An 18,224-nucleotide genomic window follows, 5' to 3' on the forward strand; every position below is an offset into this window, starting at 1 on the left:
ATTTTAAATTATGCTGAAAATAAAAGTTGTAAACAAAGGTCACCAGCCACTGCCTCAGTATGCCACTGAGCAGAGTGCAGGTATGGATCTGAGAGCTAATATAGATGCCCCCATTATACTGAAACCATTGGAGCGTAAGCTGATCCCAACGGGATTACATATTGCTTTGCCTGTTGGTTTCGAGGCACAGGTTCGTCCTCGAAGTGGATTGGCATTAAAAAAAGGAATCACTGTACTTAATACTCCGGGAACCATCGATGCCGATTATCGTGGTGAGATTGGCGTAGTACTTATCAATCTTTCTAACGAGGATTTTGTTGTCGAGGATGGTGAACGCATTGCTCAGATGGTGATAGCGCGTCATGAGCAGGGCGAGTTTATATCAGTTGATGTACTCGATGAGACTGAACGTGGCGAGGGTGGCTATGGGCATACAGGCGTAAAATGATAATGAGTGGAATGAAGAAAATAGGACTGTCATTGTTATTGTTGCTATCTGTGACCATTGGTTACGGACAACGTACTTATGACGAGTTCTTTCTCGAAGCAATGATCCAGCGACAGAAAGGCAATAATGATGCGGCCTTTGATCTTTTACGTCATTGCTTAGAGATAAATCCAGATGCACCTGAGGCTTGGTATTTCTTGGGCCAATATTATAATGCACTTAAGAATACGGATAAAAGTCTTGAATATATAAAGAAGGCAGCGTCGCTTGATCCTGATAACGAGACCTATATGGAAACTCTTGCTCAGGCGTATATCCGCCAGCAGGATTTTGAAGCCGCCATACCTGTGGTAGAAAAAATATATGCTCGTGATAAGGAGCGTGAAGACTTGTTGGAGATGCTTTTTCAGTTGTATCAACAGGTTGATGATCTTGATAATGCTGTGAAGGTGTTGGACAGAATCGAAGCCATTGATGGAAAGAGTGAACGGCTCTCGATGGCTAAGAGTGAGATTTATACCCGCCAGGGAAATAAGAAAGCGGCCATTGCGGAGATCAAGGCCCTTTCGGAGAAGTATCCTAACGACTTTAACTATCTGGCGCTCTATGGTGAAACGCTGATGATGAATGGTCAGTTGAAAAAGGCACTCAAGGTATACAATAAAATTCTGAAGGAAGAACCTGATAATAATCGTGTATTGATGTCTCTTCGTACGTATCATCAGGCTTTGAACCATAGCGAAATAGCCGACTCGCTTACAGAGCGCGTGCTTTTGAATAAGAATGCCACTATGGAAGAGAAGATACATCTGTTGCGCCAAGAAATATCGGCAAGCGAGAATGCTGGTGGCGATAGTACAAGGGTGTTACAGTTGTTTGATAAGATATTAAAACAACCTCAGACTGATGAGAATATGGCTATTCTGTGTGCGTCGTATATGAACATCAAGAAAATGCCTAAGGATAGTATTGGAAAGGTGTTGGAAAAAGCGCTTGCTATTGCTCCCGATAATTCGTCGGCCCGCCTGCAGCTTATAGGATACGCCTGGGAGGCTGATGATATGGAGCGTGTTATATCTCTCTGTCAGGATGCACGCCAGTATAACCCAGATGAGATGGCTTTCTATTATTATCAAGGCGTAGCATTCTATCGTCGTGATAGTCTGGATGCTGCTCTTTCGGCATTTAAGAATGGTATCGATGTTATCAAGGAGGACAGTGATCCCGCCATTGTATCCGACTTCTATGCGGTGATGGGCGATATTTTGCATCAGAAAGGTATGGTAAAGGAGTCGTACGAAGCTTACGACTCGTGCCTTCAGTGGAAAGACGATAATATGGGTTGTTTAAATAACTATGCCTATTTCCTTAGTGAGGCAGGCGAGCAGCTTAATAAGGCAGAGCAGATGAGTTTTAAGACCATTAAAGCCGAGCCAAAGAATGCCACCTATCTTGATACATATGCCTGGATACTATATATGTTGGGCAGATATTCTGAGGCTCATATATATATAGAACAGGCTTTACAGAATCTGGACGAGAACCAGGATAACTCTGTTATCAAAGAACATGCAGATAAAATAAAACAAAAAATAGATCGACAATGAAACTACAAAGTATCGTAAGAATTGCCGTGTTGGCATTGCCATTAATGCTTGTGTCGTGTAAATCGCACAAGAAGGTCGTTGATACAAATGTGTCTATGGCAGCTAAGCCTCAAGATGCTGACTTCATGCAACAAGTGCGTGATAACCAGCAGACGGCCAAGTTCATTACTTCGAAGGTGAAATTCTCTGTAGAGGTTGGCCCACAGAAGTTGACACTTACTGGTAACTTGAAGATGAGACGAAACGATGTGATCCGTCTTCAGCTGATGGCTTTCGGATTTGTTGAAGCAGGGCGTTTGGAGTTCACTAAAGATTATGTGCTGATAATGGACCGTATTAATAAGCAGTATCTGAAAGCACCATATCGTCAGATAGATTTCTTGCGTAATAGTGGACTGAACTTCGCAGCTCTTCAGGCTTTGTTCTGGAACGAACTGTTCAAGCCTAATCAGGGTAGTGAGGCAGTGGTTCTGGATAAGAATAAGACCAATACGCCTAACTTCTCTACCATCGAGAGTGGTGATGATATGATTATCAGCCTTGAGGACGGAAAGATGGATTACAGCTGGCTGGCTAGTAAGAATACTGCTATCATCCGTATGGCCAACATCCTATATAAGGATCGTTTCAATGGTAATACCCAACTTAATTGGGACTACTCTGATTTCGAAGTGTTCAGCCGTAAGATGTATCCTAAGAAACACATGATTAAACTTACCACACCAGAAAAGGAAGTTAAGCTTGGCATTACTTTGAACTACCTAGGTTCTGATACAGAGTGGGAGGCTAGAACAGAAGTATCTAACAAATATCGTGAGGTAACAGTGGATGAGATACTCCGCCGATTCATGGCTCTATGATGAATAGAGTATTTCGTTGTAATTATATCGTGATGGTGCTTGCTGCACTCATCTCGTTTTCTTCGCCTGCTATGGCACAGCAGGCGAAAAAAACGTCTGTTCAGAAGCGTACCACTACCACTGCCAAAAAGAAAACTGCCACCAAAAAGGTTACTACGAAGAATACTGCCACTACCAAGCAGCCTGTTACTGTTAATAGCCTTAAGGATGAGCAGCAAAGAGTGCGCAAGCAGATAGCCGAACAGCAACGTAAGCTTCAGGCTAACGAGCGTGATGTTAAGAAAAGATTACAGAATCTGTTGATTATCAATAACGAAATTGCGGATAAGCGTAAGTCTATTGATACAATCCGAAATGATATCAATCGTCTTGATGGCGATATCCATACACTTGAGGTCCACATGAAATATCTTGAGGGTGAGCTTGCGGAGCGTAAGCAGAGATTCATCAAGTCGATGCGTTATATGCACCGAAACCGCAATATGCAAAGTCAGCTGATGTTTATCTTCAGTGCCAAGAACTTGTCGCAGATGTATCGACGACTTAGATTCGTGCGCGAGTATGCTATTTATCAGCAGAATCAGGCTGAGGCTGTAAAGTCGATGAAAGTTCAGGTGGGCGAGGCTTATGATGAGCTTACCGACACTAAGAAACAGAAGAATGACCTGTTGGTTAAGGATGAACGGGAGCGCAGATCGCTTGAGGGGAAACAGGTAGAGCAGCAGAAGATGGTGACATCGCTGCAGAAACAGCAGAAGACAATCCAAAGTATCATAGAACAACAGAAGAAACGTGATGCAGAGCTGAATGCTCAGATTGACAGACTGATTGCTCAAGAGATAGCACGAGCTAAGGCACGTGCCGAAGCTGAAGCCAAACGTAAAGCGGCTGAAGCCGAAGCAAAGCGTAAAGCTGAGGAACTGGCCAGAAAGAAGGCCGCTGCCGAAGCTGCTCGCAAGGAGAATGAGCGTCGTATAGCCGAGGCTAAGGCCAAAGAAGAAAAAGCTAAAGCAGAGGCTCGTGCTGCGGCCAAGAAGAATGCTGAAGAGAAGGCTGCTGCAGAACGTGCTGCCGCTGAGGCTGAGCACGCCCGTTTAGCTGCAGAACGAAAAGCTGCAGCTGATGCAAAGGCCCATGAGAAAGAAGTGGCTGAGGCAAAAAAGGCTGAGAGTGTCTATACTGTTTCGTCAGAAGATCGCCAGTTAAGTGGTAACTTCGAGAGTAATCGTGGACGTCTGCCTATGCCTATCACTGGCGCATATCGTATTGTGAATCACTTTGGTGTGAACCATGTTACTGATGTAAAAGGTCATGTTACGCTTGATAAGAAAGGCATTGACATCAAGGGACAGCCTGGTGCTGCTGTGCGTTGTATCTTTGATGGCGAGGTGAGTGCTGTATTTAGCTATGCCGGCACAACGGTTGTCATTGTTCGCCATGGTAGTTATCTGTCTGTATACTGCGATCTGGCATCAGTCAGCGTGAGTCGTGGACAAAAAGTAAGCACCCGACAGACGCTTGGTCGTGTGGGTGCCGAAGGTATGATGCAGTTCCAGTTGCGCCATGGTAGCGCAAAACTAAATCCTGAAGGATGGTTGGCCAGATAGGATAGACACGAAGTGTCAATTCTGGCAACAAAGCCAGATAGACGCTAAAGTGTCAATCCATCCAACAATCCTACATAGGTATCGATGGCCTGTTCTATCTCTGAGATCTTGATGAACTCGTTGGCTGAGTGCGAACGGCTTGACTCGCCAGGTCCCAGTTTGAATGATGGGAATGACATCAGGGCCTGATCGCTCAGCGTGGGCGAGCCAAATGGCAGCATACCTCTCTCTATACATCTCTTAATAAGAGGATGTTCTGGAGATATGGCCGAAGAATGCAGTCGGAAAGAGCGAGCGCGGAGCTCGCACTTGGTCATTTTCTTGCAGAGGAAATTGAACAGGTATTCGTTTTGATAGAATTCGTTGGTGCGTACATCTATAATAAAGTGTAATGTGTCTGGTATAACATTGTGCTGGGTACCACCTTCAACCACGGTCACAGTCATCTTTGTAGCACCAAGTAATGGACTAACCTTTCGGAACTTATAGTCGCGAAGCCATACCAAATCATCAAGTGCTTCGTATATAGCATTCACGCCCTCGTTTCTGGCTGCGTGCCCTGACTTACCGTGGGCATAGCCGTCGATAACCATCAGGCCTTTTTCGGCTATGGCTGGTTGCATGCCTGTTGGCTCGCCTACTATGGCTACATCAACCTTTGGCAATAGTGGTAATATTCTACTCAATCCATTATCGCCTGATACCTCTTCCTCGGCAGAGGCTACCCACAATAGGTTATAGTTGCGCGGACGTTGAAGCATGATACGATAGGTTTGTAGTAGTGAAACCAAGCCGCCACCGCAATCATTTGCTCCAAGCCCGTATAGTAAGTCGCCCTCTTGGGTTGGGGTAAAGGCATCGCGAGTCCATGAACTAACGGGTTTAACAGTATCAATATGGGCATTAAGCATCACTGTGGGACGATTGTTGTCCCAATCAGGACATCCTATCCAGATGTTATTTCCTTCTCGTCCGAAAGGTAGATTCCATGTCTTAAGGCGCTCTGCCAATTTGTCGGCTGCCTTTGTCTCGTTTCTACTTACTGAAGGAATCGCAATCAGTTCCTTCAGCAACTCAACCGCATCGTTGGTGTAGTTTCTGGTCTCCATAATTAATTGGTTTTAGTTCTTGAAATCCATACAGAAAGTAACATCGACATGACCAGCACTCCGAAGATAATAGCCAACGACCATGTTGTGGGAACTTCGATATGTGGCATATTGATATTTAATCCTATGAGTTCGCTTGCTGCATTCACGTATTCATTCATTGCTAGAAGCATTTTTACGCCTACAAAGCTTAAAATGATACCTAGCCCATATTTCAGGTAAGTGAAATATTTAGCTACAGCGGCAAGAGCAAAGTAAAGTGCTCGCAATCCGAGGATAGCAAAGATGTTTGATGTGAGCACGATAAACGGATCGCGGCTTACTGAGAAAACGGCAGGGATAGAGTCTACTGCAAACGCCACATCTGTTGTCTCTATCACCAGTAGGGTGATAAACAAAGGTGTTGCAAGGCGCTTCCCGTTTTCTATGATAAAGAATTTGTCCTCGTGCATTTGGTCAGTCACAGGGAAGAACTTCTTAAACAGCTTTACAAAGATATTCTTTGATGGGTCTACCTGTTCATCGTCTTTATGGCTGAACATCTTGATGCCTGTGTAAATAAGGAACAGTCCGAACAAACCAAGTATCCATTCGAATTGGGCTATCATGGCTGTTCCTGCGAATATAAATATACTGCGTAGAACCAGTGCTCCGAATATTCCCCAGAACAGAACCTCGTGTTGGTATTTGTTCTTTACACCGAAAAATGAGAATAGCATCAGGAATACAAATAGATTGTCCATAGATAGCGATTTCTCTATCAAGTAGCCTGCCAGAAACTCCATAGCCTTTTCATGTGAGTCAGCTGGATACCACAGATAGATGCCGCCGCAGAAGACCAACGACACGCCGATCCATACGGCGGTCATTTTCAGAGCCTCGGATACGCCCACCTCGTGCTGACCTTTCTTGCCAAACGACTTCAGGTCGATAAGTAACATGATCAGCACTAGTATGTAGAACAATATCCACGCCCAAATAGGTATGTTTACCATTTCCATTATTCTCCTTTTTATTTTATTCGGCCACAAAGTTACGAATAAACGTGCAAAAAGCCAAATTAATTACGTTTTTTTCTCAGAATACGAAAATAAGTTGTACTTTTGCATCTCGGTATGCGTAACAGATTGTTGGATAATGCTCCCTTGCTGAGGTTAGTGGCGTGTATGATTATTGGTATCGTCATTGCCAAATACGTTACGTTATCTATACCCATGTTGCCTGTCTTGGCTGGAATTGTGATCATTGCTCTGCTGTTATGGAAGCATAAGTATTTGCAATCGTTCGCTATATTGTTGTGTTTCCTTATAATGGGCATGTATCTTATGCAGCGTCAAATGTCTATACCTGATGACTCACAAAACATATCGTATATAGACCGTTCCAAAGCATTTTTCTTGAATCAGCGTAGCAAGTTGCTCAATCGTTTTGCTGATAATGGTATCGATGACGATGCCTATGCTGTGGTGGCAGCAATGTGTCTTGGCGATAAGTCGGCTTTGACTCACCATATTAAGGATACTTATTCCGTTAGTGGCGCTTCGCATGTGTTGGCACTTAGTGGTTTGCACCTTGGCATTATTTATATGTTGCTTTCGCTGTTCTTGCCTCTTCGACGTTGGCCGGCATTATCGCAGTTGCTGATCATCTTGTCTGTTTGGGCGTTTGTTTTCCTGGTGGGAATGTCTGTCAGTGTGGTTCGTTCAGCAGTGATGTTAACTGTTTATGGAATCCTTTCTATTGGTAATCGAGATAAGATGTCGTTAAACGCCCTTGCCTTTACGGCAATAGTCATGCTGATGTGTAATCCATTGTGGCTTTTTGATGTTGGATTCCAGATGTCGTTTATGGCGGTATTGGCTATATTATTGTTTGTTCCTTTGTTCGAGGATGTGTTTCCAGCAGAGTATCTTATGGAACATCGATGGATAAAGCGTATCTGGGGATTAGCGGTGGTAAGTTGTTCAGCGCAGTTGGGCGTTGCTCCGTTGATAGCTTTCTACTTCGGCCGATTCTCAACCTATTTCCTGCTTACAAACTTCATTGTGATTCCTGCAGCAATGGTTATACTATGGCTGTCGATAGTCGTATTGCTGTTTCCCTCCTTTGCGTACATATTATTATATATAGTACAACTATTGAATGCCGTTTTACTCAGAATCACAGCTATGCCAGGAGCAAGCATTGATAACCTCCACCCAAGTGTCCTTCAGGTGTTGCTTATCTATGTGCTTATCTTCTGTATCTATCTGTTTATAGAAAGAATAAAACCAATAATGGGATGGAGAGCATCGAGATGAGGGTGGTGATGAAGGTGACCTCAGTAATCATCGTTGTGTCCTTGCCGTACTTCAGGCAGAGAATGGTGCCGTAAGTGGCTACCGGCATGGCTATTACTACTGTATTGATGTTAACCACGAAACTCGAAAATCCCAATGCTGTGCACATATAATAGATGCCGATCGGCAATATGACTAATCTGAATGCTGTTGTGGCATATACTGTGCTGTTGCCCAGTAGCGAGCGCAGTGATAGGTTCGACATAGAAGAACCTACAATCAGCAAGGCGGCAGGTACGGTGATGTTACCAATCATGGTGAGTGGCTGACTGATGAATGCGGGAATATCGTCTATTCTCAGGGCTACAATCAGCATCGTGAGGTAGGCCGACAGCATTGGGGTAGAGTAGAGAATCTTTTTCTCAATTCGTCTTTCTTCTACTTCGCCTTTTCCCGTAATAAGTATTGCTCCTATGGTAAACACTGCAAAAGTATTTACCACATTCAATACAGCAGCATAGAACACGGCTTCGTGTCCAAATATCGATGCTACAACGGGATAGCCCATAAAGCCCACGTTGCCAAACATCAGTGCAAAACCGATTGCTCCCTCATCGGCCTTGTCCTTGGTGAGAAAGCGGGGAAGCACGAAAGCCACACCTGTAAGTACGGCATATGTAACGATGCTTATCAGTAATAATGGCAGAATATACTCCCTGTCTGGCAATTCACCCGTCATCGCAGACGAGAGAATCAGTGCCGGGCAAGTGATATTGATCACCAGTCTCGACAATTGTCTGTCGAAGTCACCCCCCAGATATCCTATTTTGCCAGCTACATATCCCAATATAACAATAGCAAACAATGTCATCATGACTGTAAACATGGGTGCAAAGGTACAAATAATATCCCAAAATCACTAATTTTAGTCCGATTTTGTTGTTTTATTGTTATCACGGCCATTACTTTTTGATTGTCAGGCAGTTGGTTATGATAACAACAAAATGTTTTATGGCAACAAAGCCCAAATGGGTAAAAAAAGCTGAAAATACTCGAAAAAACTTGGTAAAAAGCTTGCAAAAGCGTTTAAAATTTTGTATCTTTGCAATGTTAAACCATTAAGATTTAAATAATAAATATGGCAAAGAAATATGACTCAAGCCAGATATCTCCAAGCTGGCTTTATTGCTTCAATGCGCAGTGCCCGATGCATGATAGCTGTCTGCGATTCCAATCGGCACTCGAGATGCCCGATGATAAGGTGATCGGATCGGCTGTCTATCCGAATGCACTCAGGAACGGCCAGTGCCGATTCTATCGTAAGGACGAGAAGGTAACACTTGCAACCGGATTCGTTGTGAAGGATAACCCACGCGCCTCCAACATGTTTATTGAAAAGCGCCGCAGTATAACCGACTATCTGGGAGGTAACGGCACCTACTACCTGTATCGGAACGGCAAGAAATGGCTCTCACCCAAGCAGCAGGAGGATATCCGCCGCATTTTCCGCCGGGCAGGGTATACCGACGAAGTGGTGTTTGGCCATACTAAAGAGGAATACGACTTCACCTGAACACTTTATTACAAACTGCTTGTAATGCCATTACAAACTAACTGTAACGGCATTACGATTACGTTGTAACGGTTTTACAACTAAGTTGTAATAGTAGTAAAATGATATCTGAACGATTCGTAGATGACTTCGGAACAACTGCAACAGACTATCTGAACGACCATTACAAACCATTTGGAAAAAATATAAATATGAAAGCGACAGTTATCAGAACAGACAAAAAGAACATTCAGCATGTATCAACCCGAACCATCGAAACGCTGATGGACCGTATGAAAACAGACATTGGCAAGGAGGTGATAGCCACTTTCAGGCGCCAACTGCCTATGATAGCCAAACTGGGCTGGAAATATAAGGACATGCACTTGATGCCACGCGTATGTGCCACATCCGAACTAACCAAGAATGCCAATGGCGATCTGGAATTCAGGATGTGGAACGGTTTGATACTACTCACCCTCGGAACGTTCGAGGATAACGGACAGGTTGAGCAGGCTAAAGCGCTGGCGATGGGTATGCCATCAACCTTGGCAGCCTTTACGGGCAGTAGCGGCAAAACAGTAAAACTCTTGGTTCGCATAGCGCCAAAAGACCAGCCAATGCCAGAATCGGAAGCAGAGACAGATAAGCTTTGCGAAGTTGGATACAAGTTCGCAATGAAAGTGTATGGCGGGCTGTTTGCTGGTCAGGTTATTCAGCAGAAGGCATCGGCCAGGATGACATTCCGCATGACGATAGACAAGAATCCGTTGCTGAACCTGAAAGCGACAGCCCTACAGGTATCTGCTTTTGAAGAACTGGCAACAGTAAAACCTCAGCAGCCCGAACAGCGACAGAGCGACTACGACAAGTATAACGACTACGAATATCTGTATCGATCGGCCTCGGCACAGATCCAGGAGGAGATGGGGACCCGGTTTGATGGCGACAAGCACCGCGATGAAGCTTATCTCACAGCCCTTACCCGCAGACTGCGCCAACTGGGTTTCCCTGCCGAGGAGGCTGTGCTCCACATGCGTTCACACCTGTGGACCGAAGTGGAGGATGACCATATCCGCACCATCGTAGGAACGGTATATGCAGAAGCACCTGCAAAGAAAAAGGCAACGGGTGATACTGCCCTGCAGATACGCAAAGAACAGCAACAGATGATGGACCATCTGTCATCGCGCTATGTGTTCCGTTTTAACACGGTGATGGGTTACACCGAGTATCGCCCCAATCACACCTGGGTACATCCGTATATTCCTGTAGATGATCGCGTGTTGAATCGCATAGCTATCGAATGTCGTCTGTCTGGTCTTAACGTGTGGGATAAGGACGTTTCGAGGTACATCCATTCATCATATATACCGGAATACAATCCCGTTTGGGATTACCTGAGCGAGTGCCGAGGCAAATGGGATGGCAAGGACCGTATACGCGAGTTGGCCCGCAAAGTGCCGACTAAGAATCCGTATTGGCCCGATTGGTTTTATACTTGGTTTCTTGGCATGGTGCGCCAGTGGCAGTCGAGCATCTACGACCGCTATGGTAATCAGATAGCACCGCTGCTGATTTCGAAACAGGGTTGGAACAAGTCCACCTTCATCCAGTCGCTGTTGCCACCGGAGTTGCAGTGGGGCTTCACCAATCAGCTTGATGTGAGCGAGAAACGTCAGACGTTGCAGGCCATGAGTCAGTTTCTGTTGATCAACCTGGATGAGTTCAATCAGATTTCGCCGCAGCTACAGCAGGGGTTCCTGAAGAACGTCATCACACTGCCCTGTGTGAAGGTGAAGCGCCCCTACGGCAAACATGTGGAGCCATTCCCGCGTATGGCCTCGTTTATCGGTGCTACCAATCAGGCTGATGTGCTGACCGATCCTTCAGGAGGCCGTCGCTTTTTGGGCATAGAGTTGACGGGGCCTATCGACATATCGCGAAATCCCAACTACAAACAGATTTTTGCGCAGGCTCTGTATGCACTCGATCATCATGAATCATACTATTTTGACGATGAGCAGACACAACAGATACTGGAGTCGAATCGTCAGTTCCAGCAGTTGACGCCTGCAGAACAGTATTTCAACGATTGTTTTGAGCCTGCAACTAATGAGAATGACGGCAAATATCTCACATCATCGGCCATTTTTGCCCACATCAAGAAGCTCGCAGGTAGCGATTTGAGGCTCAATAGCCTGAATCATTTCGGCAGAACGCTGTCGAATATACCCAATCTTCAGCGAAAACGCACCACAAAAGGTACAGAATATCTGGTAAAACTGCGAAAATAGCAGTTCTGTTGCCATAAGGGTAGAAACACCGACTTTGGAGTGAAGCCATGTAGCGTTGTAATATTAATGAGATTGGTTATGTCTGAAATAGAGCAAAAACAATGTTGGACTATGAAGATCAGGCCGCATGAAAGGTTGTGGCATATCGATCTGGGAGAAATCTGGCGCTATCGCGACCTGATAGAGTTGTTCGTGAGGCGTAATATCGTGGTGCAGTATAAGCAGACTATCCTTGGTCCGCTGTGGTATCTGATACAGCCCATTCTGACGGTGATTATGAATATGGTGGTGTTTGGAGGTATCGCCAAGATGAGTACGCCTCAAAGTGATTGTAGAAACTCTGTAAGATTCTCTTTTTGTGACAAGGCCAGTTTCTGTCGGATACGATAACGGCTTATCTCTACTCCACGGATGGAGATATTTAAAAGTGGGGCAATCTCCTTTGACATCAGATCCATACGGATGTAGGCACAAAGCATTTTCTCCTTGTGTGATAGCTGTGGATAACGCTCGCCTAAGGTCTTTAGGAAATTGTGGTGAACGCTGTCGAACGAATTGCGGAAGGCTTCAAGATCGTCATCGTGCTCGATGTTGGTGTCAATCTGCCCTATCAGTCTGACTACGCGTCGTTTGATTGTTGGCAGATTTTCCTCGTTTAGTCCGTTGTTGATGCTTACCGCAGTCTTCTTTATCTCTTGTAGCATCTCGTTTTTGCGAACCACGTTCATTCGCGAACGTACCAGTTCGTCTTGTTGTGCTCTCAGCTCTATCTGTAGCTTTTCTTCTTCCAGATTCTCAATCTGCTTGTCTTTCTGGCGGATAAGTCTTTGACGGCTCTGTTTGATGCGCTGATAGATGACAAAGATGATAGCTATAATACCTATTATATATAAGGTGTAGGCCCACCATGTGCGATACCATGGAGGTAGAATGGTAAACGCAAAGCTGGTCTCGCCTCCGATACTGCCGTCAGCCGTTATGGCTTTTACGTGGAAGATGTATCTTCCTTCAGGAATGTTGGTGTATTCCTTCGTGTGGAGTCTTGTGGCAGGACTCCAGTCCTTCTCTCCAGAGCCTTCGAGCCAGTAGCAGAATCTAACGGTCTGGGTAGGATCGTAACTATTGGCACTAAACTCGAAATGCAATGAATTATTTCGCCAGCTGATAACAGGACTCTCTGCTTTATAATAGAGGGTATCGGTGTTGTTACCAATGATGATCTTGCGGATATAAGGCTGTATGACTCGGATAGAATCGGGCGACAGGTGTTTCTCGAGCATGGCAAATCCATCCTCAGTGCCGATAATAGCCTGCATGCGATTGGTGAAGCTGACATTTTCGAAATCCTCCATCAGACAGTCATTCAGGTAGCTTTGCAGATGGTTCCCTTTGCTAACGTGTATGGCACCTTCTGATGCATACCAGATGCTGCCATCGTCACTCTGATTGATATAGGTGTATGCTGCAGAACCGCTCAGTCTGTTCTCCAATGCAGTATGCTTAACCAGTTTGTCATGCGTTGCATCATAACGGAAAAGTCCCTGTCTACTGGCTATCACCATCTCACCGTCAACTTTGGCAATATACACGTTATCTCCTTTGGGTAATGCCACTGAGTTGTAGCATTTCTTACTCTTTACGCCCATCAGGTTGTCTGTCAACGTCAGGCGGTAGAGCCCTTTCTCTTTGTTGGCCACCCAGATCGCATCTGTCATGTCTTCAACATAGAATGTCTTCGCAGAGATGTCACCACCTTTCACTTCTTCCGCCATCTGCCATCCTTGCGTTGTTGGCCGCATCAGTCGTAATCCCCAGTAAGAACTGGTAATCAGGATGTCGGGATGGTTGCCTAATGCACGAACACCCCAAACGCCACGATGACTATATCTCGTTATGCGATTGCCATTGATGTTGATAAAGAATTGGCGTCCTCCACAGAACAACTGTCCGCCAATGGTATCCAGGCATAGTACCTGACTACCTGTTCCTTCTATAAAACTAATATGGTTACCATCCATGGCATACAATCCTTGATTAGTGCCGAAATAGAGCTTGCCTTGATAGGTGATACTACAGTTGCCGCTACCAATAGGCGACTGGCGACTGTTGAGAAAGCGGAGTGGCGACCATAGCTGAACGCAGTCGAGACCATTGTCGAGTGCCAGCCATAGATTCTTGTCGGCATCGAAGGTGGCCGAGAGCACGGTTTTGTTTTGCAGGCCGTTGTTGGTAGAGATGCGCTCCACCTTGTGCTGCTTCAGGTCGATCAGGATAACACCATCCTGCAGGGTGCCCAGTGCTAAGGTCGTGCCAGACAGTGCTGCACACGACAGTTGCATGTTACTGATGTCGGCAGTCAGACTGAACGGCTGCAGTTTGTTGTTGCTATAGAGAAACAGTCCTTTATGACTGGTGACAAACAAGAGTTGCTGCTGCCAGGGCAGGATGGCCACAATATTAGATGTTTGACTGATGTCGATGCCCGGCAGAGGTATGAACTGGTTGCCTACGAGTACAGATACCGACTTGGAGGTGGTGATATAGAGCCTGTTATATACAACGTTAGAATAGCGGATGCCAGGATGGCTGGCCATACGGGTCTTGTAGTCGTTGATGAAGAAGGTGCCATCGGTCTGGAAATACACATCATGGCCTATGCGGTGTATGTGCCAGATGTTTATCTGCTCCTTCTCGCCCAGTCGGCCTGAGAGTTCCTGATAAACCATCCTGCCCTTGTCGTTGCGCACAAAGCGGCCGAACTGTCCTAAGGCACCCACATAGATGGTGTCGCCTACAGGCAGCACCGAACGCACCTTGGTGTTGCCCGGTAGGGGGTAGGTGGTCCAGTTGGTGCCATCGTATTCCAGCAGACCGTTGTTGTTGGCAAAGTACATCCATCCTTCAGGACTCTGACCTATCTGCCAGTTCTGGTTGCCCGACTGGTAAGATTGGCGCGAATAGTTAACCACAGCCCGCTGCCAAGGCGTCTGGGCCATCACTGGTATTGCAACGAAGGCAATGAGTGCTAATAACCATTTCATCATACCTATCATATTTTTCGGCAAAGATAAGCATAATTATTGAATCGTGCAATAATATGTGAGAAAATAATGATGGGGGCTGATGTAGTGATTTACTTTTGTAACAGCTTGATACATAGTTGAATAGGATTTTGCTGAGAAACAGATGATGTAGTGCTTTTGCAGGTTTGTAGTAATCAAGATGTGGCCGAAAGTTTGTGGCGAGTGCAGATAAGACGTAATTTTGCGCCATCAATTTTTTTATTATCAAACTAAATACCTGTTTTTATATGAGAAAAAAAACATTGTCAACAAGAAGCGTACAGCTGCTACTGGTGAGCTGTATGTTGTTACTCATGGGAGTAGGTGCTTGGGCACAAAGCCCCCAGACTATCAAAGGCACCGTGCTGGATAAGAGCACGCACGAGCCGATGATAGGTGTAAGTGTGCTGGTGCAAGGAACATCGAATGGTACCGTTACCGATTTCGATGGCCATTTTACACTGTCGGGTGTAAAAGCCAGTGCCACCATCCAGTTTTCGTTTATCGGTTACAAGAGTCAGTCGTTACCGGTAGCCAAGGCGCATGGTGAGATTCTGATGAGCGAAGACGACAAGACACTGAGTGAGATTGTGGTTGTGGGCTATGGCACACAGAAGAAGGTGAATCTCTCGGGAGCTGTGTCGGCTGTCGATGGCGAGAAACTGGCTGCAAAACCATCAAGTAACGTGCTGGATGCCATGCAGGGTGAATTGCCTGGTGTAGCTGTACTGCGTAGCAGTGGTGAGCCCGGTAGTGAAACTAGTGGCATGCGTATTCGTGGTTTCTCATCTGTCAACTCTACTTCTACCCTAGTATTAATTGATGGTGTCGAGGGCGATCTGTCGTTGCTGAATGCCGATGACATAGAGAGTATCTCTGTGTTGAAGGATGCTTCTGCTTGTGCCATCTATGGTGCCCGAGCTGCTGCTGGCGTAGTACTGGTAACTACAAAGAATGGTGGTGAAGGTAAACCAAGAATCAATTATAGTGGATATTATGCCACTAACCTGCCTGGCAATATGCCAAAACGCTTGCCCGCATGGGAAGAGCAGGAGTGGATTAATATCGGACGTGTTAACCAGGGCGGAAAGCCCGAGTGGAATCCAGAGCAATCAAGTTGGGTAGGCAATCGTAACTTTAATTATCGCCCTAACAATACCAATGGTCGTTGGGATGAGTTCTCAGCCACCAACTGGGTTGACGAAGGAACACGCAATCACTCTGATCAGACAAACCATAGTCTCTCTGTTTCAGGCGGTACTAAGAGTATCAATTACCTCATCTCTGGTAACTATTTCTACAAGAATGGTATGCTGAAATATGGTAAGAATGATAATACCCGTGTGAACTTGCATGCTAAGATTAATGCTGAGCTTAATAAATATGTAGCTGTAGGCGTAAACTTGCAGTATCAGTCAAAGAAGAATAACTCTCCATCTGCTGGTGCTGGTAACATCCTGAATAACCTTTATGGTTCACGTGCTCGTCAGCTTATTTATAATCCAACTGAGGATGTGAACTATGATGTCAATCCTTATAATGGCGACCTGCAGTTCAATCCTATTCAGGTGATGAAGGAGGGCGGTGTGTCAGAGACTCTTTATGAAACATTTGTTGGTAAAGGCGATCTGACTATCAAGAACCTGTTGAAAGGTCTGCGTGTGAACCTGAGTGCTAGTCGCAGAGCAGGTTACTATACAGGAAGAACCGAGCGCCACTATCTGGTGTGGTATGGTATGACAGGCAATAATGTACGTCAATCGTACAACGATCCTAACTCTCTGTATCGTATTAAGAATAATGATTACCATGATCTGTTTGAGGCAACAGCAAACTACGAATTCGATATAAAGAAACACAACATCAAACTATTGGCTGGTACATCATACGAGAACTATCGTAAGGATGAGTTTTCTGCGACAGCTAAGAACATGAACTCAAACGATTTCTACTCATTTAACTATTACGATGCAGCTGAGGCTACCAATACCTCGCTGAGTGATAACATCGCTCCTTGGTCAATGATGTCTTATTTCGGACGCTTGAACTACAACTATGCCGATCGTTATCTGTTTGAGGCCAATATCCGTTATGATGGATCTTCACGTCTGGCTCCTGAGAAACGTTGGAAGGCATTCCCTTCTGTGTCTGCAGCATGGCGTATCAGTCAGGAAAACTGGTTTAAGTTTGACTGGGTCAGCAATCTGAAATTGCGCGCTTCATGGGGACAGCTTGGTAATGGTGCAATCTTGGGTCTTTACGACTACATCCCAACCATCTCGCAGAGCACTGTTTATATGGGTGAGAAATCTTATTATCAGAGTCAGTTGGCATCTAAGGATAAGACTTGGGAAACAATTGAGACCACTAACGTTGGTATTGATCTCGGATTCCTCAATAGTCGCCTGAATGCCTCTTTCGACTACTATTGGAAGTATAACAACGATATGCTGTCAAACCTCCAACTGCCTCACACCATTGGTATTGGTGTACCTGCGGTGAATGTAGGAAAGCTGAAGACTTGGGGATGGGAGTTCGAGGTGAAGTGGAACGACCGTATTGGTGACTTCAGCTATCAGGTTGCGTTCAATATCTCTGACTCACAGAACAAACTGGTGGAGTACGATGGTGCCGATGTCATCTCTGCGGGAACAGTAGGTCTGCTTGAGGGTTATGCCTTGAATACCATTTGGGGTTACAAGACCGATGGTTATTGGAGCAGTCGCGAGGAGTATCAGCAGTATAAGGAAGCTAATCCTGGTTACAAGTCATTTAGCGATGGTAAAGTCGGTGGCGGCGATGTGCGTTACCTTACATTGCCTGATAAGGATGGTAACATAGGGCATCAGGTTGGTGCTGGCGATGGAACCAAGGAGAATCATGGCGACCTTGTATATCTTGGCAATTCAAATGGACGCTATCTTTATGGTATGAGCCTCTCTGCTCAGTGGAAAGGCTTCGACTTCTCAATGATGTTCCAGGGCGTTGGCAAACGTAAGTTGCTGATTAATACTGAGGCCATCGCCCCATTTGGACGTACTTATCAGATGCCTTGGACCATCCATCGCGACTATTGGACAGAGGATAACCAGGATGCTTACTGGCCACGTCTCTACAACTATAATGGCGATATGTTCAACTTCCAGCCATCAGACAAGTGGGTACAGAATGCTGCTTATCTGCGACTCAAGAACATTACTCTGGGATATACCGTCCCTGTCTCTAACCGTTTCATCCAGAAGTTGCGTGTATATGTCAGTGGTAATGATGTGTGGGAACACTCTGACATACTGAAGGTGTTCGACCCAGAATCGGGTAACAACGTAGGCCGTAACTACTATCCCTTCTTCCGTACTTGGGCCTTTGGCGTGAATGTGACACTGTAATTAAATAAGAATTTAGA

Annotated in this window: 13 protein-coding genes; 9 read left to right on the forward strand and 4 right to left on the reverse strand. The window is 45.4% G+C overall.

Annotated features, from left to right (window positions below; genetic code table 11):
• Window positions 1–10: 10 nt before the first annotated feature.
• From dut to BUB86_RS02010, 4 genes are read left to right on the forward strand one after another with little or no spacing between them, the layout of a single operon-like run.
• Window positions 11–448 (forward strand): dUTP diphosphatase, encoded by a 438-nt coding sequence (dut, locus tag BUB86_RS01995; protein WP_073204511.1) that lies wholly within the window; start codon window positions 11–13, stop codon window positions 446–448.
• A gap of 11 nt (window positions 449–459) precedes the next feature.
• Entirely contained in the window at window positions 460–2,055 is a 1,596-nt protein-coding gene (locus tag BUB86_RS02000) for a tetratricopeptide repeat protein (protein ID WP_073204627.1), read from the forward strand.
• Window positions 2,052–2,915, forward strand: a complete 864-nt coding sequence (locus tag BUB86_RS02005) for a DUF4292 domain-containing protein (protein ID WP_073204512.1) — start codon at window positions 2,052–2,054, stop codon at window positions 2,913–2,915. The genes BUB86_RS02000 and BUB86_RS02005 overlap by 4 nt, the downstream gene beginning before the upstream one ends.
• On the forward strand, window positions 2,915–4,522 hold the full coding sequence (locus BUB86_RS02010; RefSeq protein WP_081373043.1) for a peptidoglycan DD-metalloendopeptidase family protein: 1,608 nt from the start codon (window positions 2,915–2,917) through the stop codon (window positions 4,520–4,522). Before BUB86_RS02005 ends, BUB86_RS02010 begins: the two co-directional genes overlap by 1 nt.
• A 44-nt stretch (window positions 4,523–4,566) precedes the next feature.
• Here the strand turns inward: BUB86_RS02010 and BUB86_RS02015 are convergent, their stop codons facing one another.
• Window positions 4,567–5,631, reverse strand: a complete 1,065-nt coding sequence (locus tag BUB86_RS02015; RefSeq protein ID WP_073204519.1) for a M20 family metallo-hydrolase — start codon at window positions 5,629–5,631, stop codon at window positions 4,567–4,569.
• Window positions 5,632–5,633: 2 nt separating this feature from the next.
• On the reverse strand, window positions 5,634–6,632 hold the full coding sequence (locus BUB86_RS02020; RefSeq protein ID WP_073204522.1) for a TerC family protein: 999 nt from the start codon (window positions 6,630–6,632) through the stop codon (window positions 5,634–5,636).
• Window positions 6,633–6,746: 114 nt separating this feature from the next.
• Between BUB86_RS02020 and BUB86_RS02025 the strand changes: the two genes are divergently transcribed.
• Window positions 6,747–7,931: a ComEC/Rec2 family competence protein gene (locus BUB86_RS02025; RefSeq protein ID WP_073204525.1), complete on the forward strand. Its 1,185-nt coding sequence runs from the start codon at window positions 6,747–6,749 to the stop codon at window positions 7,929–7,931.
• Here the strand turns inward: BUB86_RS02025 and BUB86_RS02030 are convergent.
• Window positions 7,885–8,784: an AEC family transporter gene (locus tag BUB86_RS02030; protein WP_254795067.1), complete on the reverse strand. Its 900-nt coding sequence runs from the start codon at window positions 8,782–8,784 to the stop codon at window positions 7,885–7,887. The two genes, BUB86_RS02025 and BUB86_RS02030, sit on opposite strands and share 47 nt — an antisense overlap.
• A 264-nt stretch (window positions 8,785–9,048) precedes the next feature.
• On the opposite strand from BUB86_RS02030, the gene BUB86_RS02035 reads away from it, so the two are divergent.
• The 3 genes from BUB86_RS02035 (at window position 9,049) to BUB86_RS17120 (ending at window position 12,149) form a co-directional block, all read left to right on the forward strand.
• Window positions 9,049–9,483, forward strand: coding sequence for a DUF6078 family protein (locus BUB86_RS02035; protein WP_073204530.1), 435 nt, complete (start codon window positions 9,049–9,051; stop codon window positions 9,481–9,483).
• Between the two features lie 191 nt (window positions 9,484–9,674).
• Window positions 9,675–11,759, forward strand: a complete 2,085-nt coding sequence (locus BUB86_RS02040) for a VapE domain-containing protein (RefSeq protein ID WP_175549377.1) — start codon at window positions 9,675–9,677, stop codon at window positions 11,757–11,759.
• A gap of 111 nt (window positions 11,760–11,870) precedes the next feature.
• Window positions 11,871–12,149 carry a hypothetical protein gene (locus tag BUB86_RS17120; RefSeq protein WP_139261302.1) on the forward strand — a complete coding sequence of 93 codons (279 nt, stop codon included), beginning with the start codon at window positions 11,871–11,873 and terminating at the stop codon, window positions 12,147–12,149.
• Here BUB86_RS17120 and BUB86_RS02045 read toward each other — a convergent pair.
• Window positions 12,080–14,803, reverse strand: a complete 2,724-nt coding sequence (locus BUB86_RS02045; protein WP_175549378.1) for a LuxR C-terminal-related transcriptional regulator — start codon at window positions 14,801–14,803, stop codon at window positions 12,080–12,082. The two genes, BUB86_RS17120 and BUB86_RS02045, sit on opposite strands and share 70 nt — an antisense overlap.
• 266 nt (window positions 14,804–15,069) lie before the next feature.
• Here BUB86_RS02045 and BUB86_RS02050 point away from each other — a divergent pair, with 266 nt between their 5' ends.
• Window positions 15,070–18,207, forward strand: a complete 3,138-nt coding sequence (locus BUB86_RS02050) for a SusC/RagA family TonB-linked outer membrane protein (protein ID WP_073204539.1) — start codon at window positions 15,070–15,072, stop codon at window positions 18,205–18,207.
• Window positions 18,208–18,224 lie beyond the last annotated feature (17 nt).

It is taken from the genome of Xylanibacter ruminicola (assembly GCF_900142525.1).
Taxonomy (GTDB): domain Bacteria; phylum Bacteroidota; class Bacteroidia; order Bacteroidales; family Bacteroidaceae; genus Prevotella; species Prevotella ruminicola_A.